Origin of the sequence: Bradyrhizobium genomosp. III (assembly GCF_000261705.1) — a bacterium.
Classification (GTDB): domain Bacteria; phylum Pseudomonadota; class Alphaproteobacteria; order Rhizobiales; family Xanthobacteraceae; genus Bradyrhizobium; species Bradyrhizobium ottawaense.
The window spans coordinates 19,852-44,360 of record NZ_AJQF01000075.1 but is presented as its reverse complement, the minus strand read 5'-3'; the positions used below and the strand labels follow the sequence as shown (position 1 = coordinate 44,360).

At 58.9% G+C, this 24,509-nt stretch carries 25 protein-coding genes and 1 pseudogene; 12 read left to right on the top strand and 14 right to left on the bottom strand.

Annotated features, from left to right (window positions below; genetic code table 11):
• The 9 genes and pseudogenes from IC66_RS0107550 to IC66_RS46120 form a co-directional block, all read left to right on the top strand.
• Window positions 1-330, top strand: a pseudogene (locus IC66_RS0107550) (FAD-binding oxidoreductase); the annotation flags it as partial.
• Entirely contained in the window at window positions 323-751 is a 429-nt protein-coding gene (locus IC66_RS0107545; RefSeq protein ID WP_018319272.1) for a GlcG/HbpS family heme-binding protein, read from the top strand. The pseudogene IC66_RS0107550 and the gene IC66_RS0107545, both read left to right, overlap by 8 nt.
• Window positions 752-1,624: 873 nt before the next feature.
• On the top strand, window positions 1,625-2,452 hold the full coding sequence (locus IC66_RS0107540; protein WP_157158030.1) for a DUF3800 domain-containing protein: 828 nt from the start codon (window positions 1,625-1,627) through the stop codon (window positions 2,450-2,452).
• Window positions 2,453-2,516: 64 nt separating this feature from the next.
• Complete coding sequence (locus IC66_RS0107535; RefSeq protein WP_049806477.1) at window positions 2,517-4,511, top strand: DUF262 domain-containing protein; 1,995 nt, start codon at window positions 2,517-2,519, stop codon at window positions 4,509-4,511.
• 113 nt (window positions 4,512-4,624) lie between these two features.
• Complete coding sequence (locus tag IC66_RS0107530; protein WP_038947209.1) at window positions 4,625-5,104, top strand: RipA family octameric membrane protein; 480 nt, start codon at window positions 4,625-4,627, stop codon at window positions 5,102-5,104.
• A 54-nt stretch (window positions 5,105-5,158) separates the two neighbouring features.
• Entirely contained in the window at window positions 5,159-5,821 is a 663-nt protein-coding gene (locus IC66_RS0107525) for a GNAT family N-acetyltransferase (protein WP_157158029.1), read from the top strand.
• 49 nt (window positions 5,822-5,870) lie between these two features.
• On the top strand, window positions 5,871-6,470 hold the full coding sequence (locus tag IC66_RS0107520; RefSeq protein ID WP_038947207.1) for a hypothetical protein: 600 nt from the start codon (window positions 5,871-5,873) through the stop codon (window positions 6,468-6,470).
• A 280-nt stretch (window positions 6,471-6,750) separates the two neighbouring features.
• The gene (locus tag IC66_RS0107515) at window positions 6,751-7,203 is read left to right on the top strand and encodes a DUF2441 domain-containing protein (RefSeq protein ID WP_038947206.1); all 453 of its coding nucleotides are present in this window, start codon (window positions 6,751-6,753) and stop codon (window positions 7,201-7,203) included.
• 467 nt (window positions 7,204-7,670) lie between these two features.
• Window positions 7,671-7,964 (top strand): hypothetical protein, encoded by a 294-nt coding sequence (locus tag IC66_RS46120; protein ID WP_157158028.1) that lies wholly within the window; start codon window positions 7,671-7,673, stop codon window positions 7,962-7,964.
• A gap of 49 nt (window positions 7,965-8,013) precedes the next feature.
• Here the strand turns inward: IC66_RS46120 and IC66_RS48165 are convergent, their stop codons facing one another.
• Window positions 8,014-9,219, bottom strand: a complete 1,206-nt coding sequence (locus IC66_RS48165; RefSeq protein WP_049806475.1) for a DUF4424 family protein — start codon at window positions 9,217-9,219, stop codon at window positions 8,014-8,016.
• Between the two features lie 481 nt (window positions 9,220-9,700).
• On the bottom strand, window positions 9,701-9,922 hold the full coding sequence (locus IC66_RS43215; protein ID WP_083859269.1) for a LuxR C-terminal-related transcriptional regulator: 222 nt from the start codon (window positions 9,920-9,922) through the stop codon (window positions 9,701-9,703).
• Window positions 9,923-10,168: 246 nt separating this feature from the next.
• Here IC66_RS43215 and IC66_RS43210 point away from each other — a divergent pair, with 246 nt between their 5' ends.
• The gene (locus tag IC66_RS43210) at window positions 10,169-10,477 is read left to right on the top strand and encodes a hypothetical protein (protein ID WP_157158027.1); all 309 of its coding nucleotides are present in this window, start codon (window positions 10,169-10,171) and stop codon (window positions 10,475-10,477) included.
• Between the two features lie 206 nt (window positions 10,478-10,683).
• Window positions 10,684-11,145 (top strand): hypothetical protein, encoded by a 462-nt coding sequence (locus IC66_RS43205; protein WP_083859268.1) that lies wholly within the window; start codon window positions 10,684-10,686, stop codon window positions 11,143-11,145.
• Between the two features lie 223 nt (window positions 11,146-11,368).
• Here IC66_RS43205 and IC66_RS0107480 read toward each other — a convergent pair whose 3' ends face one another.
• The 11 genes from IC66_RS0107480 to IC66_RS0107445 all read right to left on the bottom strand — a co-directional run bounded on the left by IC66_RS0107480 (window position 11,369) and on the right by IC66_RS0107445 (window position 20,851).
• On the bottom strand, window positions 11,369-11,815 hold the full coding sequence (locus IC66_RS0107480) for a helix-turn-helix domain-containing protein (RefSeq protein ID WP_038947201.1): 447 nt from the start codon (window positions 11,813-11,815) through the stop codon (window positions 11,369-11,371).
• 9 nt (window positions 11,816-11,824) lie between these two features.
• Window positions 11,825-12,532: a hypothetical protein gene (locus IC66_RS0107475; RefSeq protein ID WP_038947200.1), complete on the bottom strand. Its 708-nt coding sequence runs from the start codon at window positions 12,530-12,532 to the stop codon at window positions 11,825-11,827.
• Entirely contained in the window at window positions 12,529-12,783 is a 255-nt protein-coding gene (locus tag IC66_RS0107470; protein ID WP_157158026.1) for a hypothetical protein, read from the bottom strand. The genes IC66_RS0107475 and IC66_RS0107470 overlap by 4 nt, the downstream gene beginning before the upstream one ends.
• A gap of 623 nt (window positions 12,784-13,406) precedes the next feature.
• Window positions 13,407-13,736, bottom strand: coding sequence for a hypothetical protein (locus IC66_RS0107465; protein WP_038947198.1), 330 nt, complete (start codon window positions 13,734-13,736; stop codon window positions 13,407-13,409).
• A 425-nt stretch (window positions 13,737-14,161) separates the two neighbouring features.
• A complete protein-coding gene (locus IC66_RS0107460) occupies window positions 14,162-15,934 on the bottom strand; it encodes a hypothetical protein (RefSeq protein ID WP_049806474.1) in 1,773 nt (590 codons plus the stop codon).
• Window positions 15,931-16,848, bottom strand: a complete 918-nt coding sequence (locus IC66_RS43200; RefSeq protein WP_083859267.1) for a DUF7146 domain-containing protein — start codon at window positions 16,846-16,848, stop codon at window positions 15,931-15,933. Before IC66_RS43200 ends, IC66_RS0107460 begins: the two co-directional genes overlap by 4 nt.
• Window positions 16,845-17,162 (bottom strand): hypothetical protein, encoded by a 318-nt coding sequence (locus tag IC66_RS46115; protein ID WP_157158025.1) that lies wholly within the window; start codon window positions 17,160-17,162, stop codon window positions 16,845-16,847. The genes IC66_RS43200 and IC66_RS46115 overlap by 4 nt, the downstream gene beginning before the upstream one ends.
• 128 nt (window positions 17,163-17,290) lie before the next feature.
• A complete protein-coding gene (locus tag IC66_RS43195) occupies window positions 17,291-17,560 on the bottom strand; it encodes a hypothetical protein (RefSeq protein WP_083859266.1) in 270 nt (89 codons plus the stop codon).
• 155 nt (window positions 17,561-17,715) lie between these two features.
• Window positions 17,716-18,255 carry a hypothetical protein gene (locus IC66_RS46110; protein ID WP_157158024.1) on the bottom strand — a complete coding sequence of 180 codons (540 nt, stop codon included), beginning with the start codon at window positions 18,253-18,255 and terminating at the stop codon, window positions 17,716-17,718.
• Between the two features lie 2 nt (window positions 18,256-18,257).
• A complete protein-coding gene (locus IC66_RS0107450) occupies window positions 18,258-19,508 on the bottom strand; it encodes a tyrosine-type recombinase/integrase (protein ID WP_038947195.1) in 1,251 nt (416 codons plus the stop codon).
• A gap of 560 nt (window positions 19,509-20,068) precedes the next feature.
• On the bottom strand, window positions 20,069-20,851 hold the full coding sequence (locus IC66_RS0107445; RefSeq protein WP_038947193.1) for an enoyl-CoA hydratase/isomerase family protein: 783 nt from the start codon (window positions 20,849-20,851) through the stop codon (window positions 20,069-20,071).
• A gap of 168 nt (window positions 20,852-21,019) precedes the next feature.
• Here IC66_RS0107445 and IC66_RS0107440 point away from each other — a divergent pair, with 168 nt between their 5' ends.
• Window positions 21,020-22,411, top strand: coding sequence for a caspase family protein (locus tag IC66_RS0107440; protein ID WP_193375306.1), 1,392 nt, complete (start codon window positions 21,020-21,022; stop codon window positions 22,409-22,411).
• Here IC66_RS0107440 and IC66_RS0107435 read toward each other — a convergent pair.
• Window positions 22,408-24,498, bottom strand: a complete 2,091-nt coding sequence (locus tag IC66_RS0107435; protein WP_038947191.1) for a molybdopterin oxidoreductase family protein — start codon at window positions 24,496-24,498, stop codon at window positions 22,408-22,410. The genes IC66_RS0107440 and IC66_RS0107435 overlap by 4 nt on opposite strands.
• Window positions 24,499-24,509 lie beyond the last annotated feature (11 nt).

The window sequence follows — 24,509 nt, the reverse complement described above, 5'->3', positions numbered from 1 at the left end:
TAAAAGCCGGTCGAGCAGGTGCTGCGGCTCGTCCCGGGCCTCGCGGTCGAGACCATCGAGTCGAGCTGCTGCGGCATGGCCGGCGCGTTCGGCTATGGCGCGGACACCTATGATGCCTCGATCGAGATGGCCGAGCTGTCGCTGCTGCCGGCCGTGCGGCGCGCAGACCCGACGACTCTCGTCGTCGCCGACGGCACCTCCTGCCGCCACCAGATCCATGACGGCACCCGGCGCGAGGCGCTTCACGTCGCGCGCGTGCTGGCGATGAGCCTCGATCGTACTGAAACCAATTCCACCTCAACTGCTGCAAAGGAAACCAGCCATGGCTGACCTCACCCTCGACACCGCCCGCAAGATCCTGGACGCCGCCTTCGCGAAGGCCGGCGAACTCAAGCTGAAGCCGCTGGTCGTCACCATCCTCGACGCGCGCGGCGTGCTCAAGCTCGCCGCTGCGCAGGACGGCACCAGCCTGATGCGCGGCGAGATCGCGCATGGCAAGGCCTATGGCGCGCTCGCCATGGGCATGGGCTCGCGCGCGCTGTTCCAGCGCGCCCAGGAGCAGGCCTTTTTCATCGACGCCGTGAACACCATCGCCAAGGGCGCGCTGGTGCCGGTCCCCGGCGGCGTCCTGATCATGGACGGCGCGACGCTGCTCGGCGCCGTCGGCGTCTCCGGCGACACCTCCGACAATGACGAGGCCTGCGCGGTGGCGGGCATCCAGGCCGCGGGGCTGAAGCCGAACGCGGGGTAAGGTCCCGTAGGGTGGGTTAGCCCTGTGGGCGCGCAAAGCGCGGCCGCAGGGCGTAACCCACCTCTTCCGCTTCTGCGGGACAGACAGTGGTGGATTACGCTGACGCTAATCCACCCTACGACACCTACAAGCCCTTGCGCCACCCGACGGGCGAAACACCCATCGCTCGGTCAACCGTCACATCCCAAAATATTCGCCTTTACAGAATTTCTGATTTATCGCATTGTCGCCCCATCCTGATCTCGTGACAAGGGGCGGTCGTACGTCGTCACGAACCGCGGATCGGGCTGCGGTGGACGCTGGGCAGCGCCGTCGCGGATGTGAGACGCAGGGCGGGGCGATGGATTGAGCCGAACCCTGTGAGCGTCCCGCAAGCCGCGTTGTACGAACGGCGCTCGATGCCTGCCAGGCCCTTGGGCGAAGACGCCCTGGGGCAGAGCGGGAAGCCTGCGTACGGCAAAACCGTGTGGTCCTGGCCGTCGTTGCTACGGTCAAGCCCCGCGAATGCGGCGTCGCTTCGACCGAGGCGCGTCCGTGACTTTCGCGGAAGTGACGGAGGCAAGACAGAACTCGTCTCCGGGGAGAGCACGCATAAGCCGTCAAACCACTGCGCAGGGAATAGTTATGGCCGAAAAGGTTAACGATATTAGATAGATAGATTTTATGTGTCCTCCTTTGTGTCTCAATCAGCGCAAGCTTCGCGTGCGCCGGCTTCTTGTGGATAAAGTCCCTTAGATTGCGGAGCAGCGATCTTTGCTCTTTTGTGGATCTCTGTTTATAGCCCCTGCACATCAAGCCAATGGGATTGATCCGCGAGCTGCGGACACGCCATAGTTGCGTGCTATGTCGACTCAAGTCTTAGATCCGTACTACGTGGCATTCATCGACGAGGCGGGTGATCCTGGGCTCAAAAACGTGCGCCCGATCGATCCTGCTGGCGCGACGGAATGGCTTTGCCTCGGTGCGGTCGTTATGCGCTCAGAGCTGGAACCCCAAACAATCGATTGGGTACGCGCAATCTTATCAAAGGCCCAATGCAAGCGCACCGACCTCCACTACAGATACTTGACGGCCACACAAAAGCGTACCGCGCTGAGTGAAATCTCCCGACTCCCTCTGCGTGGATTCGTACTCGCATCTAACAAGAAGAACATGCGTAGGTATCGCAACGTCAATGCCGAGCGCGTTCAGTCGCGACAATGGTTCTACAATTTCTGCCTCCGCTTGCTGTTAGAACGAGTGACCGATTTTTGCTTTCGCCATGCCAAGAAGGAACGCGCAAAGGGCCGGCTCCTCAAGATTGTCTACAGCGAGCGGAAAACGCATTCCTATTCACAAACGGCCGCGTACCAAGAGCTGCTTAAGGTCCAATCCAAAAGCGACACCCTAGTTCTTTCTAAACGCAGTATTCGATGGGAGGTGCTGGATTGGCGCCTAAACGAAGCGGTCACGCACGCTTCATGCGCCGGCTCCCAACTTGCTGACGCTGTTACCAGCGCGTTTTATCAAGCGTCTGATACTCTTCCACCAACAAGGTGGAATAACGAGTTCGCCAAACTTCTCGAACCGATCATGGCAAAGGAGAATGGCGCCTGTATGGATTATGGAGTGGCACTCCAACCTACGCCAACATGGAAGGCGAAGCTGAACGATCGGCAGAGGCAGATCTTTGAATACTATGGCTACAGGTTCTGGCCGTGAGGGCGTGTTCGCTGAAGCCGTCACTTATAAACATACATCAACTTAATCGAGCGAGGCTGGCAAGGTGTCTGTTCAACTGGGACTTATTGAAGCGCACGAACAAACCATCGGAAAGATCTTCAGCGACAGCTACGGGTTCGAAATTCCGCCCTATCAAAGACCGTATGCTTGGGAAGAGGAGCAAGCGACTGAGCTATTAACTGATCTGCTGGAGGCAATGGATAATACGGAGATCAGCGGAGGTGTTTATTTCCTCGGCAGCATTGTTCTAATAAAGTCGCCCGCTGACCCGAAATCATTAGTAGTCGACGGGCAGCAAAGACTCACAACCCTCACGATCCTAATCAGCGTTCTTCGAGACCTCACCTCAAGTGAGGAGGTCCGCATTAGTCGCAGAAGTTTCGTTTTTCAGAGAGCAAATCCAGATAGCGGGACAGTTGATCGTTATCGGCTGCTCCTCCGCTCTCAAGATCGAGCCTTCTTCTCGAAGTTCATTCAGATTCCGGACGCTACCAACGAATTGCCTGACCCGACCAAGCTTCAGGGCAGCCAGCAGCGCATAGCGGAAAACGCGAGCTACTTCAGACGGCAACTTATTAAAATGGACGAAGAGCGCAGGAATAAGCTGGTGGCGTTCATAATACAGCGCTGCTACGTCGTTGCCGTCGCCGTTCCCACTCCTGAGTCGGCTCGCCGCATATTCAGAGTATTGAATGCGAGAGGCCTCGACCTTACCGCAACTGACATTCTGAAAGCGGACTTACTTGATCGAGCGGGGCAAGCGAGAGAGCTAGATCTCGCAAGTCGGTGGGAAGCTATCGAACAGCGCCTTGGTCGAGAGAAAATGGTCGAACTGTTCGGTCACATCAGGATGATCTTTGAGAGGGACAAGCCCCGCGTTGCGCTGGAAGACGGTTTCCCAAGCCACGTGAAGCCGTTCAAGGGTGATGCCGATCTGTTTATGACAGATACTTTGGAGCCGTTGGCCGAAGCATATTCACTTCTCTCTAATCGACAGCTTCTACGAAATCGATTTGGACTCGAGGCATACCGAGCGGTCCAGTCCCTCGATAGAGTGGACAATAAAGATTGGGTGCCTGCCGCGATCCTGTGTCTTTGGAAGATGCAAGATGGAGACCTCATTGCAAAGTTTTTGATTGATCTAGAGCGACTGACCTATTTTTTGTTTTGCATCAGGGCCGAGGTGAACGTCCGCATCGCCCGAAATGTGGATGTCATGGACATGATCGACCCTCGCCCAGAGAAGCCTGCCCCGACGTTTGGACTCGAATTGAGCGAGATAGAGCAGTTTCAGTTCTTGGAAGCCCTGTCCGGTCCGCTGTACACTAAAACTCGGGTTTGCAAGCCTGTGCTTCTTCGCCTCGACGAGGCCCTCTCTAGTGGCGGCGCAACGTACGACGATATTGTATCCATCGAACATGTGCTACCGCAGACCGTAAATGAAGGGTCCGCCTGGGCTCAAGTCTTCCCTGCTGAGCAGGAGAGGAAGGAATGGACCCACCGCCTCGCCAACCTTGTTCTTCTGACGCGACGGATAAATACTAAAGCCTCGAATTGGGATTTCGATCGGAAGAAGACGCAGTATTTCGCTTCCGAAGACGGCTCCTCTCCATTTCCTCTAACACAAGCAGTCTTGCAAACCCGGACTTGGAATGTGCAGTTCTTGGAGGAACGACAAAGCACTCTGATACAAGCATTGGGAAAACTATGGAAATTGGAGGTAAGTCTGCTCGAAAGGGCAGACGAATTCCGGTCTAAGCCCCTCAGTGCAACGAAGCCGGTTGAAATCGAGGAGGGTACATGGCTGAGCGACACTCTTCGTGCACTCAAGGAGCTTGAGGGCAAGGCCTCCTTATCGGATCTCTATGTCAAGGTAGAACAAGTAAGACGTGATGCCAGAAGGAGTGTGCCCCAAAACTTTGAAGCTATCGTGAGGAAAACCCTGGAGGAGAATAGCGAAGACTCGGGCGCGCACCGAAAGCGGCATAGCTTGTTTAGAAATGCGGACAAAGGAAAGGGCTGGTGGACTTTAGCTTAACGCTCGCATGCGCCGCCGTTTTATCTGAAGACCACTCGCGAAATGCCTGGTGAAGAATGTCGCTTACCGAAATTCTAAATCGGTCCACCCCACCGGAGGATGCACGCGCAACGATGGAATTCGAAAAGATGCGCTTCGAGCTATCGTGGCGCTACTTCGATTTCCATGCGAGGCAGCGGACTCAATTATTCCATTTCTTTGCAATTCTGTCTCCGTTCATTTTTGGTGGGTGCTTCTACCTCATCAAAGAAAGGGGCTCGATTGGCGTGTTGCCGAGCATTCTAGCTCCATGCGCCGGTGCACTACTCGTGATCGTGTTCTTTGGACTCGACCGTCGCAACAGACAGATGATTGATGTTGCAGAGCGGGCTCTAATGTTGCTCGAACAGCATCTTCTCTTCTCAAGCTTTAGGCGACTCGATCTTTTCCCCGGTCCATTTACGATCGAGCACCGCGAGAATGACCGAAGACTGCTGAAGATGCTTCGCGGACACACAGTTCTGATTGCAATCGTGTACCTGCTTGCGTTTTGCGCTTTCGTCGCATTAGCCGCTTATGCATATCTGATCTCCAAAGGAGCAGTGCTGCTTTGACGAAAGTAAGAAAAAGCGAGGACAGACTGTCGCGATCATGCGGAGCGATAACCAATGCGAGCGATGTTGCACGCGCCAAATATAACACTGGAAAGTCTCGGAGCGGTCAAGGCAACTATCAATGGTCTGGGCTGCACCATCGTCTTCGATCGCCAAGACTCTCTACCGGGAGGCGGAGTGATCGCCAACCTAATTGTCGAAGGTGAACGCGACGAAATCGGTAGGATATTGGATCTAATTCCAGTTGAACAACTCGGGGGCTTTACCGAATTCGGTCCTGCCGCGACGATAACTGGAAATGTGGTCTATCGAATCGCTGTTCCCGACGACGAGGTTGGCATTCTGCTGGTTTTCGCAGAGGTAGCCCGAGAGGTTCCGACAGCCGTTCGCCCGCAAACCACAGCATACATCACCCGATATGTAGCGAGTGGCCAGTCATTGATCGCGGTCGATGCACGCGGCAACATCGTGGGCTACGCACTTGCTGAGCCACACGACAAGGAAACCCTTTCGCTCGTCTACCTTGGTGTTTCCAAAGCTGCCCGTGGTCAGCACGTCTCATCGGCTCTGATATCGAAGTTGAAGGAAATCGGGGCGCCGATAATCACCGACGTCCGATCAGATAACAAGAGTTCGATGGTTGCACGCTTTCTGCGTTTTGGCTTTGTTAAGACCGATGATGACGGCAACCGCACCAAACTCCGCTGGCAAAAGTAGACCACGCCTGAGGGAGACTTGCGCTTGACAAAGGTTTGAGGTCGCCATCATGAGCCGCGAGCTAATCTTTCTCTACGATCAAGTAATTGAGTCTCTCACTCGATTGCACGCATTTGGTTCAACGAGGGCTCGCGATCTTGGCGGCGGCCATGACGTCGAAGATGACGTCGATCAAGTTGCGGAGCTCTTGTTTAGGCGCGACCTCTTGGTTTTTGCAGCATCAACGCGAAACTTTGCTGAAGCATGCGATGCAGTAAAGGACATGCGCGCGAGAGTGATCCCGTTGTGCAAATTCTTGTCGCCACCAACTGCGCCCTTTTTCGTGGAAGAGACGGAGGCAATCACGCTCTATCAGACCTTGAGCAGGATACTGCACTCCGCAGAACTGCGAATCTGCCGCTCGTCGGATGACTTTGAGCATCTGCTGGTATCCTCGACCGATGACTTGCTGCTGCTTATTGAAAAACGTCGTAGAAAACCTGTTGAATCGACAGAGCCGGTTATCTTGATACGCAGCGAAAAAGACCCACTCACCTTAATCAGAGTCAGATCATTGGTATCGATAACGTGTGACTTCCTCAACGCAGTCTCAGACCGTTTGTCCAGCGAAAGGCAAGTTTATTTGCAACGCGACTATCGGGAATTGTGAGGCGCTGCGGCTTGGTTGCAACTATGAGGAATTTTGTGAGATCTCTATTTGATCACTCTCCAACGCGGTGGTCGAGCCGATGCACCCGAAGAAAATGCCGGGGGCCTCACGACTGACGAGAAGCGCGAGGTGCGGATGGCGCACCTTGGGACGAGGCGAAGACATTGCAGATCGGCAGTTGAGGTGCTGAGGGGCGTGAGCGGGGCAGACGGAAGAGGATCGGTCCACCCCGGCACGATGTCGATGAAAGAACGTAGGTCGAGGGGTGGATCGCCCCAGCATGAGTGAGGAGATTATGGCATACTTCGCCTGCACGATGATGTTGGATGCTGGATCAGTAGTGCGTCCAGGCAACTGGGGCCGAATGGTCCGGCTGATTGGTGCCGGTCATAGGGATTGGCAACGGGAGGCAATCTTGGAAGACGTTAGACAGGCCGAATTCCCAGGCTTGCCATCACGCTTCGAGTGCGCGTTCGTGATAGATGAGCTGGCTGAGGCACAGTACTATGTTGCGAACTTCGCCAAGATCTCTGTGCTTTACGAAGTTGCGCTGATTGATAAGGGCGCGCCAACGCACGAGGCCGATTGGAAGGGAACAGGCCCCTACGACAATACGAATGATTGGGCCAGGCGGTATTGGAGGGGCGACGTCATGCCTCATCCTGAAACAAATTTGAAATTGCGAGAGCGGTTAACTATGTCGCGCCTGCGGATCGACAAGCAGCTAGCTTGATAGCAATCGTGCAATCTATTCAGCCTTTATTAGGTCTTAGCTGAAGGCTTCAAGCTTACTAGGGAAAGCGAGGACTATGAGCGCCGAGCAACTATGGAGAGATGCTGTTCGGCTCCGCTCGGAGACCGAGATCAGAGCATGGGGCCGCGAAAGCGGATACGGCATTCCATTCAAAATCTATGATACGAGGCCGCAATCGATCACGATCTACTCGCAGTCAATCGCCAAGCCGCGATCGATCAGCAAAAAGGAGTTCTTGAGGATCGCGGAGCACTGGCCTGCCTATTGCGCTGGGGAGACAGCTCGTGGGTTCCTCGGTGAATTGTCACAGAACACGTCGTACATTTTCGGCTTATTGAAATGGATAGAGGACAATCGCCAAAATTGACATCGGTCAGCTCAACTCACCAAAAGGTGTGTCAACTGAGACAGCCGGCAACACATGTCGGTCAATGTGAGTACGGAACATGAAAAGTCTGATGATCGTTACGATGGCGCTTTTCACTAGCTCGGCTTGTGCCAGCATCTATAACTACACTTGTACCGATCGCGGACAGCCTTACCCACTGAAAGTGGATGACGAGCAGAATATTCTTGCCTGGAAGGGAAACGTCTACAAAATCAAACCACAGGAAGACTGCGGAAGAATGGGATGGATTGCGGAGAAGGCCGGCGATTCATTCGAATTTTGCACGGCCACGAAGGGCTATGCCGACTTCGAACAAGGTGGCCGTCGCATTCAATGCAATTTGAAGCGATGACCAAACCTGTTGTTCGGAAGCCGGCTTCGACCATGCGCAGGTTCCAAACTTACAGCGAACAGCGTTTGGCGCGTTCGGTAGCCTGGATCGCTCGCACCAGCTGCCGGTCCCGATCCGAAAGGGGCACGTCGGCAATATTATCGTACTTACAGCCGGCATTACCAAATGCGTTTGTCGCTCGCGGCGTGCGGAAGCAGTACCCGCCGGCTTTGAAGATGCTGTTTCTCTGATACCAAAGTGCGTTGCAGTCGAGACTCGTCACGTCTGTGGGCGAGCCGGCATCCCGCGCTTGGCCGAGGTCCACTTGAGCCGGTGTCAGGATCAGCACACTGAGATTGGAATTCGGGACAAAGTTCGAAACGCGGACTTCGAATTGAGTTGAACTGATCTTGCGAACGCCTTGCCCACAGAAGCTTATCAGGTTGTTCGGCGAGCCTTTGTCGATCACCAACCGGAAATCCCTGATGGGGCCGGACCAATTTGCGCCGGTATTCAGAATGTACTCGATATAGCGCTGCTCCCACATCGCGTTGGGTGGCCGGACCATGGCATTCAGAAAATCCTGATCAATGCAGAACCGATTGAGCTGCTTCGATTGATCAATCTGCAAAATAGACGGCTGATTGAGGAAAGCTGACGTTGGCATCGGCACCACGCCGCCCACGCTCGGCGAATAGCGATGGGATACGACCAACTCCTGACCCGCCGGAAATCTCTGCTCCCAGTAGTACGTCGTCTTCAGCGTCCAGAGCGGAATGATGGATCCGTCGCTACGTGGGCTGGCTTCAATCAGGCCATCTCGGGTAAGTTGATCCCATGTCTCCTGAGAAAGATAGTTGTGCTTTTGATCGGATCGCGGTGCGAGGGGTACGCCCAATTGACGTAATACCTCCGTCTTGTCGATCCCGTTGAGCACAGCTTTCCGTTCCACGAGCGCAGCCACCTGCTTGCTGTTGACCGTCGTCGTGAAGCCAAGAATGTTTTCAGGGTCACCTGTCGGGATCGCTATGTCCGATCCGGTGCCAAACGGGAGATCCGGCATTGGGAAAGCCACCTGCGTGATGACATCCCGGCTTGAGTGGTTGAAGAACCTGTACTGAACCCGAATCTCGGTCATTGATATGAAGAGATCCTCGGATCGCATTTCGATATCGGGAGACTTCGTGAATAGCAGGCCGCCTGTTGCCAGTTCAGCGGTTGTGTCATTAGCGTTGACTGCTGTCGAGGCGAGCGAGATCGTGGCGAATAGAGCCACACGAAGTGCTTTCCTTATAATTATCTTCAAAGTCTCACCCGGCGATGGCCCTAGCACTGCGCGTCGGCGAAGTTAGTTCGTGAGGGTGTTCATGCCTGCTTAAGCTCTAATGATCAACCTTTGTTGAGTTACATCAAGAGAATCTCGCCAGGAACGAATCGGCTGCGGGCGGCAAAGTATGTGGCCGGAGCGGCCGTGCTGCTCGATGCGGAAAGCTAGCTTTCGTAAGTCCAATCCGATGTCCGTGTTTATTGATGTGTCGGAAACGCAATCGCGTGGCACGACACTTTACTGGGCAGTCCCTACCGGCCAGGGGGTTGAAAGATGGGTTACCAACCAACCCGACTTTCTTCGCTAGCCTCGTCCCTCCGGCAGAGTTGCCTGGGAGCGGATCGGCTACCCTGAAGGCGTAAGCCCCGGCGCGGCAATTTTTCACGAGCTCGGCGCTCTCGCGCCGACCGCAGGGCAAGCTCATCGCGCCTTACGTCACGCCTCGGTAGGTGCGCCAGCTCGCCAGCCGTTCGGCCGCTTCAGCGATCTCGTCGGGCTCCCTGACGCCGAGCTTGTTGAGCAACCGGGCTCGCTGGTCGGCAACGCGCTTTACGCCACCTCCAAACCGCTCAGCGATCTGCGCGTCCGTTTTTCCGGCGGCCATTCGGCGGAGTAATTGCTTTTCGCGTGGACTTAGCGGGAAATTGCTCATGGCGGCTCGCAGCTGAACAAGCAAACGCCCACCCTGTCTACTACGACAAAGGACAGCGCTTGTGTGTATTTTTGGACAGAGTGCGCCCGCGAAAGCAAGGCAAAGGCTTGCGAGCTATTGATCTAAATCAAGTGCAGACTTGGGCACAAGCAAAGGCTCGTGCCGGGTGTCGACTATTTTGAGCGGGCACCACGTCGCTCCTGCGCGGCACCCTACCTTGGAGGACAGCCATGCTTCGATGCCTTCTTGCCGCTTTGGCAGCTCTTGTTCTGGTCACTGTCAGTCTCATTCCCGATGATGCATTTGCTCGCCGAGGTGGAGGCGGTGGGTTCCGCGGCGGCGGTGGGTTTCATGGAGGCGGCATGCGCGCTGGAGGATTTCACGGTGGCGGCGCACGCGTCGCTCATGTTCGAGGAGGCCGATATGGCGTCGCTGGTCGCGGCTATGGCTATCGACCCATACCCGGCCGCCCCATTGCGCGCACGGCAGTTCGTCGCGGAGTATACCGCAATGCAGCTTATCGTGGGGCTTACAGGGGCGCAGCGTACGGGCTAGGTGCAGCAGCAGTGGGAGCTGCTGCGGCCGGTGCCTATGGCTACTACGGCAATAACAATAATTGCTTCTATGACACATACGGGAATTGGGTCTGCCCGGGTCAATACCCATACGGTTACCGCTACTGATCCGTAAGCCGCGCTTTGCGGTAGAGCATTGCGCCCTGCCGCAGCGCTTATTCCACTGCAATCGCAGGACAGATCTCGATGGACCATCGGGCGGGGTTACTTGCGGTTTTGCTGCTGTTCACGTGCGTCAGAAGCAGCGAGGCTTCTGTTCGCATTACGCATGATCAAGGCGGCTCAATTGGCGATTACATTGACCGATACGAAAAATTGCGGGCCTCGAATCAGTCGGTGATGATCGACGGCCTTTGCGCCTCGGCCTGCACGATAGTGCTCGCAACAATTACCCCGGAAAAAATCTGCGTTACTCCGAGGGCAAAACTCGCTTTTCATGCGGCGTGGGATTTTGACCGAACCGGACGTACCTTCACCCACCGAAGCGCGACCCGGATGCTGTATTCGATGTATCCTGATGCGATTCAGCGCTGGCTCGACAAGCAAGGCGGCTTAAGGCCTCGTGCGGTATTCCTGGAGGGTAGACCTCTTATGGACATGTATCGGGCGTGCGACCGATCTGCATCGACGAGTCCTACTCCACACTAGGACGCCTTATAGCTGTCGGCGCAGCAGCGCCGCCTAAAACCGGCCGTCGATCAGCCGGCGGTCCGCGTTTAGCCGCCGCATCAGAGGGGCTAAAACGAAAAGATGGCCATCGTCGCAAGTGCCGTATTTAGGATCGCGAGCGCGATGTAGGCAGCGGTGAAAATATGCTGATGGCCGGCCATAGCACTCCCCCACAACTGGTGCACGGGGCATAAAAGCACAACTACTTAGGCGGGAAAAGCACGGATGCCTGACGTATAGTCGGCTCCAAACTTGGACTGCCGAGCCATCCAGGCCGCCTCTTCGGCGGCGAGTGCGGTAAGCCCGTGATGCGTCCCTTCGTCCATGGACCGGCCGGCGCGGGATGATAGCTCGGGTGCTTCTCGGGATCGAACGGCGGCGGCGCGCTGCCCATGGTGATGGGTTGAGCCTTGTTCGCGCTGCGCAATACGTTCAGCGTCGGGTCAAACTCGGCATCGAACAAGATTTTGGCGAGCGCCTGCAACGTCTCGACGCCGAGCTTAGCCTTTCCATTGCTGAAATCTTCCAGCGTCGAGACGCCGACGCCGTCGATCTCGCTGGCGATGAGCGCCATGGCGTTCGGGCTTTTGTTGCGCGCTTGCAACGCCCTGCGCAGCACGTCTGTACCGGTGTCGATTTCAGCGCTCATGGTCGACTCCTATCCTGCGCGCGAGTTCAATTCTTCAGCAAGCGCGGTGAACTGTGATTTTGGTCGGCGGCTGATAATGTGCGCCGGCGCATGCCGTGGCCTGGTCGCATGTCGTGGCTTTGTCGGCGGCGGTAGCGCTACCGGCGCGACCGGCATGCTCGCCATCAAAGTAATAATCTTCGTGATGCAGATGACGCCCTGCTTTGCGATGTCGTACAGTTCAACCGCTGGCGACGGCCGATAGCGGTACAGAACTTTCGCCTCGGTGTTGCACGGACGGTCCGTGATCGAAATTTCGTCAATGGCGCAGCACTTGATCAATCCATGGAAGTTCGCGGGGTCGTTAATATCGCGCAACTCCCACTCTTGAACCGTCGCAGCCACCGAAAAATGAGAGCATCTTTTGGCGAGAGAATGCGAAACCCGCGCACGAACCGCGAGATTGCCGCGATCATCGTGGCTCATTTCAAGAAGCTCGCCAGCCGGCTCCGAGTGCCTGAAAAGCAAAGGCGGCAGCTTCTGCCACGGCAGGAAGCTAAAACACCACGGACGGAATCTCATGCGAGCCTGATCGATATCCGACGTCGCGGCCAGCCCTACAAAGATCAAATCGTGGTCGGTGGCTGGCTGAAGCGGGTGAATGTGAGAGGCGGTTTCGGTCGCGCCATGCCTCAGCGCAAGGCGCTTAAGCTCAAGCTGCATCTGTAGGGCGGTCATTTGCGCTTCTCCGCCGCGCGAAGTTCGGCAATTCGGCGCTTGAGCCTTTCCAGACGTTCCGCGAGCGCAGCGCGCTCAGCCGCCAACCGCTCAAGCTCAGCGGGCGTCGGGAGCGGTCCGGCCGCCTCAAGGACTCCTTCAAACAGCGGGAATTCGGCTCGCAGCTTGTCCGCGGCGCGCTTCGAAACGGCAGGATGCGCAGCGCCCATCAGAAAAGCGCCTCGGTGAATTTGAGAGCGGTCGGCGGGCATTCCGATTGTCCTTCGGTCAGCGACGCACCCGGCGTCACCTTACCACTATTTTGGTATAGAGGGCAGAAGGCATGGCGGCTTGCCCAAGCACGCGACATGAACAATGCGATTTCACGGGAAACACAGCAGCGGCAGCATGGCTGATGCCGTCTGGGTTGTCGGAGATGTTGCCAATACGCACGCTGTACTGCAACAATTTAAGTCGAGGAATTGTCGGATCGGAGGGCCGCCCGACGCAAAGTCGGAGCCGGAGGGGCAACACCTCCCCCCCTGAAAGGGGACGCGTCCTGGTCCATTGGGTGCCGGATGGACGTCCACTCCGCGCAGGCGTTCAGGCTTGAATGCGCTCAATCGCGGTGGTGCTCAACGCCAAGAAACGGGCTGCCGTGACAGCGTTTCGCGACACTCCAGAGAGCACAGCACGACAGGACAGCTGATATCGTTTGGTTTTCTGTCCGCGTAACCTCCTTGCTAGGGAAATGACCAACCTCGACCCCAGGGCGACGACCAGAGAGACTCACTTGCTCCGCAATTGGAAGGTCGGTTGCCGGGGCGTGGAGCCGGCCGGAGCGGCGTAGAGCCGATGGCAGGTGCGAGGGCAGCGGCGGCGCGGGAAACGTCTCTTAGGAGCCAGCTATCGGCTTCAACAAAGAGCGGACGATCGCCCTGCCACGGGCCTTTGCCTCGCTGTGCTCGACAGTGTCGTCCACACTGCCGAACTGGTCCACATCAGAGGCAGCTTCGATGAGGGTGTCCTGAGCATCACCATCGTGATCGAGAGGAGTGTCAGACAGGGCGCTCATTCCAGCAATGGCTTCCGCGCCCAGGTGGTGGCCGCTCGGCACGGAAACAATGCGGACTTCGGAGACAGAATTGATCGCGCCGTCGAGTTGAAGCGGGATCAACCTGCCAAGCAATGATGCGTAGGCCTTGGGATATCTGCCTGCGAGCATGAACAAATATCCCGCTAAACCGCCTTCACCTTGGCCGTCTGCGCCATGGAGAGTTCCAGCATCGATAATGGCCTGCCGCAGATCTCTACTGATCCTATTGGGCTGGCCCTTGACGCGCGGTCGAGGCCTAAGATTGGCTAGTCTGCGGCGTCTCAGCTCTTCGGCGGCGTTTCCCATGGAATGCCAGCGTTTTTTCTAGAGTCACTAGAGACTGACTCTAGCTGATATCTGCCGGACCGCCATGGTGTAAACGCGCCAAGTCTTTGCGGGCTGCGTTTCAGTCGTTCAAACGCACGGCCGCAATGAAGGGTGTCGATGGGTCTTGATAGGTGTGTTTAACTCAACGCGGGTTCAAGTGTCAGAATGGAAGGTGACACTTAAACCAGGATTGGCTGAAACTGACCCTTCGACATCCATCACACCCATCATTGACGCTCGACCCACCAAGTTGCCGCCCCACCGCGATTGCTTGGCTTGTTCTTGAGCAGGAAACCCTCCACAATCCGGCCCTTGTTGCCTCGGCACCAATTGCCAAATGTCCGGACGTCTATCTTGGCGTTGCCAATCGTCTCGGACGCAGCGCGGACAGCGACATTCAGCTCAGGGAATACCGGTTCGGAGCGTGCGGCAAATCCGCCGGCCAAGTGCATCTTCTCGGCCTTCTCAACAATGACCTTAAGGGGCACCGCGCTGCCAAAGCCGACACCGTGATGTTTAGCCCAGGCCTGCAACAATTCGCCCAGCAACTCGCGTTCCGGATCTTCGGCCTTCATCTCCTCAAGCGTGTCGAGCGGGTCCGACTTCCCGAGCCACACCAGCGCCGAGCGAACAAGGTCCGACCAGCCTTCGAAGGAGTTCAGCCTCGGCAATTTCCCAGGGTGGCCAGCCACAACATAGGACCGGCAGATCGTCAGGCACGCAGCTATATACTTGCCGCGATCACGAAGAATCGCTCTGATCGGATCGTTCTTGAACTGCCGCAACTGCGGGGCTTCAAGCTTCGCGTCGAGCCGGCACGTGATGGCGCGGCGACAAAGGTCGGCACCGACGATGATGATGTTGTTGCCGGTGGCGTAGATCGAGGTGCTGCCGGCTTCAACCTTGACGATCCTAGAGCCGCCCAGCGGCCGCAAATCGAGATGGTGCTGCTCGATGGCCTGGGCCAAAAATTCGCCCTTGAGGGGCCCGTTGACGTTGTCAATCGAGATCAGTGGCTGCCCCGTCAGCAGAATGCCGCCCAGACGCTTTTCAGTTTCCTCCTCGTTGCCTGCCGAGATAACCGGTATCCGCCGATGGCCAGTCGAGATCGCAGCAGCCAGGTCCCACAGGAAGCTTTTTCCGGTGCCGGCGGTAGGTGCGGATGAAACGTGCATCGGCACCACGGTCATGGCACCCCGCACCACGGGGGTGATCAGGCCGGAGAGCGCGACCGATTTCGAGGCGTCGTCCTCGAATGGTGACTCGCACACCAGGCCTTCGAGCAGCGCCAGCGCCCGCAATGCGTCTTCGCGCGTTGGCTGATCCGAAATTCCCGGCATGGGTGGTGGCTCGACCAAGATCAAACGCGTCGCCTTATCGTAACCCTGCTTGACCAACAGCGATCCATCGGGTCGCATGGTGGGACACGCGATCACGCCGACAATATCCGCAAATGGCCAGACGCCGTCGCGCGCCAGCAAGGTGTCGGCGACATTCATCGGCGCGACTGCCCAAGCCCATTCCTGTTTTCTCGCATCAAACCGTTGCCAGCGGGCGTGCCGGCAGAGTGTGTCACGCATGTAGACCCGGTTAATGGATTTCAACTGCACCGTTTTGGTGAGCCGACCATGTGCCGCTCTCACTGTTCGGGCGATCGGTCGCACCAGTTCGCCGGCTCGCTGATAGAACGGCACCTCGGCGTCGATCAACATTTGCTGCGCCTCAGTGGTCAGCTGCGAAATGCGCGGGTGAATTCGGATGATCGGCACCGGGTCAGCGACAGGGGCTTCATTGACCACCGTTTCATCACCTTCTTCCCAATCGTCATTTGCGGATTGCTCATTGGCATCCTCAGACGACCAGTCTTGCGGCTCCGCCTCGTTGAAGTCCCAGTACCAACCCGTGCCAGGGTGGAAACGTCTGGGAATGCTGCGTTTCCAGCCAGGCTCGAAATGCTCCGCGGAGCCACGGGCGTCGAAGAATCCTTCGGGGGATGTCATGACACGTCCAGCCAGTCTGAATCCATGGTGTGCGGGGTTCTGATCGTCACTTCGTGGCCTGCCGCCTGCCATGCGTGGGCGCATTCGATTGCGTCCTCCGTCCCTTTGCCGCTCTCGTCATGGTCGGCAAAGATCGTCAGGCACGCGATGCCGGGAATAGGCGCGAGCTTGGCGATAGCGCCGGCAGAACCGACCGCCCATACTGGCCGCCAACCCGTGGCGCGCACTGCTAGCGCGGTCTCCAGACCTTCGCAAACTCCGAGACCGTGGCTCAGCGTTTCGTCAGCGTCGAGTTTGATGGCGCAGCCGGTCACCGGGCCGAGCATTTTCTTTTCGATCTTGCTACCGTCCTGGTTGAGAAAGACCCGATGAATCGCTGTCGGTGGTTCGGTTTCTTCGTCGTTGAGGACGGGCCGGAAGGCGACGATCAGAGCAGGCCTGAAGATGCTGATGCCCTCGTCGGTCTCCATGAGCTTGATGCCAGCATGAAACCTCAGCACACTCCCACATAGACTGTCGCTGAGTTCTAGCCCACGGCGATTCAAATACCGCTCTGCCAAAGTACCGCGCGGATCGCTTGCTTCGCGCCAGATCCGGCGCGCACCAGCGCTTCTATTTTGTGTCGCGCTTGCAGTCTCGGGCGCAGCCTCAGGTTTGCGAGGCCGCGGTTTACCGTGAAACGACCGGGGCGACTCGCGATCTTCGATCCAGCCGCGTCGCAGCAGCTCAGCGAGGATATCGCGCCAATCGCATCCAGCAAAGCAGTGCATCAGCAGCCGGCCCTCGTCGCCGTCGCACAGCGACAACGACGGTACTCGGTCCTTATGACAGCAGCATTGCGCCAGCCAGCCGCGACTGTTCCGCTTGGCGCCGCCAAGCATGCGCGCGATGTCGGCGGCTCTCGCGCTGCTCATGACCAACTATCCTCAGCATCGGCACGCAATTGGCGCTCTAGGTCCGGCGGAATCAGTGACAGTGCAGGTTCGAAGACCTCGAAAGCGCCAAGCTCAAGCAAAGCCGCATGTTCGATTGACATGCAATCAATCGTGTAGAGGACCATCAGCTTTAGGGGGGTGACTCGACGGACCGCTGCCAGCCTCACGCAGTCAGACGGCGCATCGTTAGATACGCCCTGAAGCAATTCCGCAAAGCTGATCGGTCGCACCCGGTGTCGACGGCGGGGATTGGCGTTGAACCAGGTGGGATCGTCAGAAATGGTGTTGCGCATGACGGGTCTCGCATGAACGAGACCGCTGCGGGAACTTGCTGGCCGAGAGTGCCGGGATTATAAGGAGGACGTTAGAGCCTCGCGTCCCGGCCGTCTCGGTGGATACCCGCCGAGCGGCCTTCTTCGTTTCAGGGGTTGGCGTACCGTGATTGCTTTGGCTTGGTCGCTTTTTTCCCGGCACTGGCCGAATCGCGTTCGGCGCGCCAGCGTTCTGCGCTTTCTCGCGAAATCAAAACGCGGGTGCCGAGTCGGAACGTAGTCGGCATCAGGCCTTGCGGCTTAAGCTTGTAAAAGAGCTGAGGGGAGATGCCGTGGCGGCGGCAAAAGCTGGAGACGCTGAACGCATCAACGTCCTCGGCAGGGCCATGTTTCTTTCCAGTAATTTCCGGGCGGGCCATACATGTCCTCCGAATGCGTGTCGATGCATAGGAAGATCAAGCCAAGCGCGCTCCTGGATCAAAGGGTAAGGTGAGTCAAAACAAGAAATCTTCGACCAAAAAAGCAGACGTTGCTTCGTGCATTTCGTCGGCGCTTAATCTGACAGCAGATTTCCTTATTTTGACCGGCAAAAGCCCTTGACGTTCGTCCGGGCAAGCGACCGTGCCGGCCTGATGATGTGCCGACGCAGCGTGCTTCCGCTGGCCTCAATCCCCGCATCGCGCAGAGTTCTAAGCGCTTCTTTTTCTGACATGCCAGCTAGGCGACTTGAGTCGAGAAGGAGATTGATGCCGCTATTGATCTGCTCTTGCGTAAGCAAGCGATGACGGCCTCCTCCGGGCTTTCGCTTTTTCTTCGTTGGTGGAACTGGTGTCATTGGACGCGAGGTACCCACGACACGGGCGGCAAGATCGTACTGTCGGGCTAAGTCAGCAATCGCTTGCTGCGTCAGCGATACCCGCCTGGGTTTGGCTGCGGCGGCCACGACCTGCTGTAGAGGTGTTAATCCGAGGCGGGCGATAAGCTCCTTGCGGAGCCGAGCCGGGGACGATAGCTGGCGCTCCGCTTCGGTAAGGATCTGATCCAGCAAATTCGATGGTCCGCGCTTGCGGTTCCGGTTCAGCTCGCGGCAAACCTCGAACAACGGGCGTGGCATAACTAGCTCGCCAGCGCGACGATGTTCTCGCCGCTCGGCGGCTCATGTTGCAGTAGCGCGCGGCGGGAGATGTCGTCGCTATGCTCGGTGATGAACTTGCTATAGTTTCGTTCGATCATCGTTACCGACGTGTCGTGCAGCGATGCCACCAGCCTGATCGGCACGTTCTGCAACAGCATCCGGACGATAGACGAATGCCGCAGCGCGTACATCGTCACATCGGCAGGGTCGAGGTCGATCATGGTGACGACCTTATCCACCTGCCGATGACAGTTCTGGCCCGGATTCTTATCCCACACGCGTCCGTCGCTTTGCAGCAGCAAGGGTGCATCGTCGGCGCGGCCCTTCGCTGCCGCCTTCAGCGCGGATGACAATTGCGCAGTGATCGGCACGCTGTAGCGCTGGAACTGCTTTTGCGCGCGATTGCGTCCGCCGCCCTTTGCGGATTTCGGCATCATCAGTTTCGGCCGCAGCGGATGGTCGTTTAGGTCCTCGAGGCGCAGCCGCACGGCCTGGCTCGGCCTTACGCCGGTTACAGCGAGCAGATCGATGAGCAAGCCGAATTGATGATCGATATCGTAAGCGGCGGCGACAAACTCGCGCACCTTCTCGTCGGATAGAATGACATTGCGAGCTTCCTGTGCGTCGGGCAATCCGGCTAGTCCGGTCTCCCATGCGTCGCTATTCTTGATGCGATCGTCGTGCTGCGCCGCCAGTGTCAGCGCGGCGCAGATGCAGCGGCACAGCCGGTTGATCGTGCTCGGCTTCATCGTGCCGATCAGGCTGTCTCGCCACGCCTTCAGCTCTTTTGATGCCAGCAGGGCCACGGGCTTGGCCAACAGCGCGCTGCTGAGATGCAGGCGCGGGTGCTCCGCGTTGTAGGGATTTGCGCTGCGCGCGATCAGGTCGGCCTTGTAGGCCTTCAGCGCCGTGTCGATAGTTGTCGGCGCGCTATCGGCGCTGCCGTCCTCGCCGCGCGCCAGCTTTTTCGCGACGTCCTGCGCCTCGAAGAACGTGAGTACGTTTTTGCCGTTGCTCTCGTCAAAGTCGTCGGCTTCGGCAAACGCCTTGGTCCAGTAGGCGCCATGGCCGTCGCTGGCCTTCAACACCCAGGTGCCGTTGGTCGCGTTGCGTCTGTAGAGCAAGGAAACGCCCCGCGCGAGCGACGGACCGCTGTACGGCCGGCGGCGAGCTCGCAATTTCAATCGAGCGCTTCTGCTCTCCAGCGCCGAGTGGCGGACCTTGCGTGCCATGGTGTGTCTCGTGAAGTGTCGCGATGATGTGTGGGAATGCCAACGAACCTATGTGGCATTTAATGGCGACAATCTATGGCAGGTCAATGGCTTAGAGACTCCACCTGAGTCTCTAGAAATCCATATGGGTATTTATTGTCCCCTGCGCAGGGAAGGCCGGACGTTGGGCTGCCCTGTATTTCTCCTGTGCCTTGCGTGTGCATCATTCTTGCACGGGAGTCTTGCGGGTGCCAGCCGGCGCCCGGCCTTCCCTGCGCCCTTTCTTCGAAGAGGGCGTGAAGCGATCAGCAAACCCCGGGCGAAATGCGCCGCGGGAAGGCGAAGGCGTGTCTGCTGTTCGAGATGTGAAGTTGGTTGAGCACACCCTCGTGCCCCGGACGCAGCGCAGCGCCCCTTCGGCGGTGCGCTGCAGAGCCGGGGCCCATCTCGCCGCCTACTTTGCCGCCTCCTGGGTCCCGGCTCTGCGCAGCAACGCAAGAGCGTTGCAGCGCGTCCGGGACACGAGAGAGAAAGCGGCACCGTCACCTCCCTCCGTCATTGCAAGCACCAATTTATCCCCCTCACCGTCCCGTCCAGACCGGCTTCCGCTTCTCGCTGAACGCCTTCAACCCTTCCTTGGCGTCCTCGGTCATCGCGAGCAGCGCGATCTGGCTTTCGGTGTAGGCGATGCTCTCGTCGAACGACATCGAGGCGATGGCGCGCATGGCGTATTTGCCTCGGCGGATCGCGGTCGGGGATTTGTCGACGATGCGGCCGATCAGCCAGTCGACCTTGGCATCGAGCTCGGCGGTGGGCACGACGTAGTTGAGCAGACCCGCGGCCTGCGCCGTCTTGGCATCGAACGGCTCGCCGGTGAGCGCCCATTCGTTGACGAGGCGCGGCGGCGCAATGTTCTGCAACAGGCTCAGCACCTGCATCGGGAACACGCCGACCTTCACCTCCGGCAGGCCGAAGACGACGTGATCGGCCGCGACCGCCATGTCGGTCATGCAGAGCAGGCCCATGCCGCCGGCCATGCAGACGCCGCCGACCCGCGCAATCGCCGGTTTGGTGGCGTTCTGTGACAAACGTAACAGATCGGCATAGTCGACATTTGGTTTGGAATGATCCATCGCGAAAGCCGCGCCGGAATTCTGCAGATCGGCGCCCGCGCAGAACGCCTTGTCGCCCGCGCCCGTCAGCACGATGACGCGGACGTCCTTGTCGTCGTGCGCGTCGCGATAGCCTTTGGTGATGCCGGCGATGACCTCGCCGTTCAGCGCGTTGCGTTTCTCCGGCCGGTTGATGGTGATCCAGAACGCCTGCCCGCGCTTCTCGGTGATGATTGCTGTGGTGTCGGTCATGGTACGCTCGCTTCCTTGCCATCCGTTTTGCAGCCATTTGCGGCAGGACGGGCGGCGCGCGCAAGGGCAATCTGCAACGCCGTGTCACCATAGCGTGTGGGCGCAAATTCGCTTGGCGATTGAATTGCGGGTGACGGCCGCTATCCTGACTGGAGATTTTGATCACCGATGAGCCATTTCATGCGCGCCGCGATGATTTTGTTGCTGACAGGCTTGCTCGCGCTGGGCGCAGGCCGCGCAAGCCACGCGGCCGATGCCGCGAAGCTGGCGCTGGTGATCGGCAATGCAAGATACCCCGACAACGAGTTCGTGCTGAACGAGGTCGCCAACGACACCCAGGACGTCACTGAAGAATTGAAGCGCGACGGCTTCGTCGTCGACCGGCAGAACAATCTCACGGCCGACGCCATGCGGCAGGTGCTGGATCGGTTCTATGCCCGTATCCAACGCGGCGCGGTGGCGCTGATCTTCTTCGACGGTTTTGCCATCCAGTCCAACCGGCAGACCTATTTGCTTCCGGTCGACGCGCAGATCTGGACCGAGCCGGATGTGGCGCGCGACGGCTTCAGCCTCGACAGCATCCTCGCCGAGATGAACACGCGCGGCGCCGCGATCAAGATCGCGCTGATCGAAGCCTCGCGCCGCAACCCGTTCGAGCGGCGCTTCCGCCGCTATTCGGCGGGCCTTGCGCCGGCGATCGCGCCGAGCAATTCGCTCGTGCTCTACTCCGCCGCGCTCGGTGCGGTCGCGGCCAGCGGCAAGACCGAGCATGGCCTGTTCGTCGCCGAGTTGCTGCGCGAGATGCGCGCGCCGAACATCAGCGCCGAGCAGGCCCTGACCAACACCAAGAACGGCGTCGTCGCCGCCACCAAGCGCGAGCAGGTGCCGTGGCTGTCGTCCTCGCTGACCACGGAATTCTCGTTCGCGGGTTCAGTGACGCGGCCGCCCGACACCAAGGCTGGCGATCCGACCAAGCCGGAGCCTCAGAAACCCGAGCCGCAGAAACCGGTCTGCGAGGCGCCGCAGGCAGAGCCGCTCCCGAGCGCGGACGATCTCGCCAGGGATCCCGTCATCGCCGATCTCAGCCGCAAGATCGCGGCGAATCCCAATGACGTCGCCTCGCGTTACAAGCGCGGCCAAGTCTACGCGATCAAGCGCGCCTACGCGCTCGCCATGCAGGATTTCGACGTCGTGATCCGCAGGAATCCCGGGGATGGCGAGGCGCTCAACAATCGCTGCTGGACGCGCGCCGCGACCGGCGATCTGCAGGGCGCGCTCGCCGACTGCAATCTGGCGCTCCAGGTCGATCCTGGATTGAGCGATGCACTCGACAGCCGCGGGCTCGTCAACCTCAAGCTCGGCCGGACCGCTGAGGCGATCAAGGACTACACCGACGCGATCCAGCGCAACCCGCGCTCGTCATCGTCGCTGTTCGGCCGCGGCATCGCCACCCGCAGGAGCGGCGGTGACGGCGCCACCGATATCGCGCAGGCAAAGTCCATGAACCCGAACATTGCGAAGGAGTTCGCAGGATACGGCGTCACGGAATGCACTCCTTAGACGGGAGCGGCTTTCCTGATCCAGACCTTGTTGTCGTGGAACGCGGCCCCACCGATCGGCGCCACGGCCTCGGCGCCGGTCAGCATGTTGATGCCGCGGCCGCCGATATGGTTCTTGTTGGGATGAACGGACTCCGCGATCAGCACGCCGCGCCGCACGCCGTCGAACAGCGTCGCCACCAGCGTGGTCTCGCCGCGGGGATTGCCGAGCGTCACCGCATCGCCGTCGGCGATGTCGAGCGCGGCGGCATCCAGGGGATGGATCATCACGCTCGCCTTGCCCTCGCGTGCCTGCGAGGACGGCGTCTCGTTGAAGGTGGTGTTGAGGAAGCTGCGCGAGGGGCTGGTCGCGAGCCGGAACGGATGGGTCTGGTCGGTGTGCTCGATCACCGCCCAATGGTCCGGCAGCGACGGCATCTTGTCGAAATCGCCCATGGTCACGCCGAACGGCGGATGCGCCCAATCGGCCCTGAAGTGGAATTTCCCGTCCGCATGGGCAAAGCCGTCGAGATAATGCGAGGTGCGGAAGTCCGGTTGCAGGTCGCGCCAGAGGTCCGCTTCGAGACCGCCGATGTCGCCATGGTTGCTGAGCTTCAAGGTCGCGTCGATCAGCTCGCGCGGCGTCATCTCGAAGCCCTGATGTTTTGCGCCGAGCCGCGGCGCCAGCCCTTGCAGGACCTCGTGGTTGGAGCGGCATTCGCCGGGCGGGTCGATCAGCTTCGGTCCGACCGAGATGTGCTGATGGCCGCCGCCGTAATAGAGATCGTCATGCTCCATGAACATGGTCGCCGGCAGCACGATGTCCGCCATCTTCGCCGTCTCGGTCATGAACTGCTCGTGCACCGCGACGAACAGATCCTCGCGCGCAAAGCCCTGCCGGACCAGCGCCTGCTCCGGCGCCACCGTCATCGGATTGGTGTTCTGGATCAGCATCGCCTTGACCGGCCCCTTGCCGCGCAGGGCCTCGGCATCGCCGGTGAGGATGCGGCCGATCTTGGACTGGTCGAGCGCACGGATGCTCGGGTCGATGGCGTCGTGGCCCTCGATGATGGATTCATTGAAATGCCACAGCGCGTAATTGTTGAAGAAGGCGCCGCCGCCCTCATACTGCCAGGCGCCGGTCACCGCGGGAATGCAATTTGCCGCGTGCATCTGCGTGGCACCATTGCGACTGCGCGTAAAGCCGTAGCCAAAGCGGAAGAAGGTGCGCTTGGTCTCGCCAACCGCTTTCGCGAAGGCTTCGATTTCCGCCACCGGAACGCCGCAAATCGCGGACGCCCATTCCGGCGTGCGCGTCTCCAGATGCGCTTCGAGCTCGGCGGGGCAGTCGGTGTATTTGTCCAGATAGGCGCGGTCGGCGTAACCGTCACGGAACAGGACATGCATCACGCCGCAGGCAAAGGCGCCGTCGGTGCCGGGCCGCAGGATGATCTTGATGTCGGCCTGCTTCATGGTCTCGTTGTCGTAGATGTCGACCGCCGCAATTTTCGCGCCGCGCTCCTTGCGCGCACGGGAGGCGTGCGTCATCACGTTGACCTGGGTGTTGACGGGATTGGTGCCCCAGATCACGACGAGGTCGGACAGCGCCATCTCGCGCGGATCGACGCCGGCGATCTTGCCGGTGCCGATCGCGAATCCGATGCGCGCAACATTGGCGCAGATGGTCTGATAAAAGCGCGAATACTTTTTCACATGCGTGAGACGGTTGAGCCCGTCCCGCATCACGAGGCCCATCGTGCCGGCGTAGTAATAGGGCCAGATCGATTCCGCGCCGAACTCGCGTTCGGCTTGATTGAAGCGATGCCCGATCTCGTCCAGCGCCTCGTCCCAGGAGATGCGCGCGAATTGCCCCGAGCCCTTCGGCCCAATGCGGCGCATCGGAAACGTGACCCGCTCGGGGTGATGGATGCGCTCGGCGTAACGGGCGACCTTGGCGCAGACGACGCCGGCCGTGTAGGTCTGCTTTTTCGAACCGCGGACACGGCCGATGCTGCGGCCTTCGATCACCTCGACATCGAGGGCACAGGCCGAGGGGCAATCATGCGGACAGGTCGAATGGCGGATTTCGATTTTGGCGTGCTGGTTCATGGCCCAGTTCG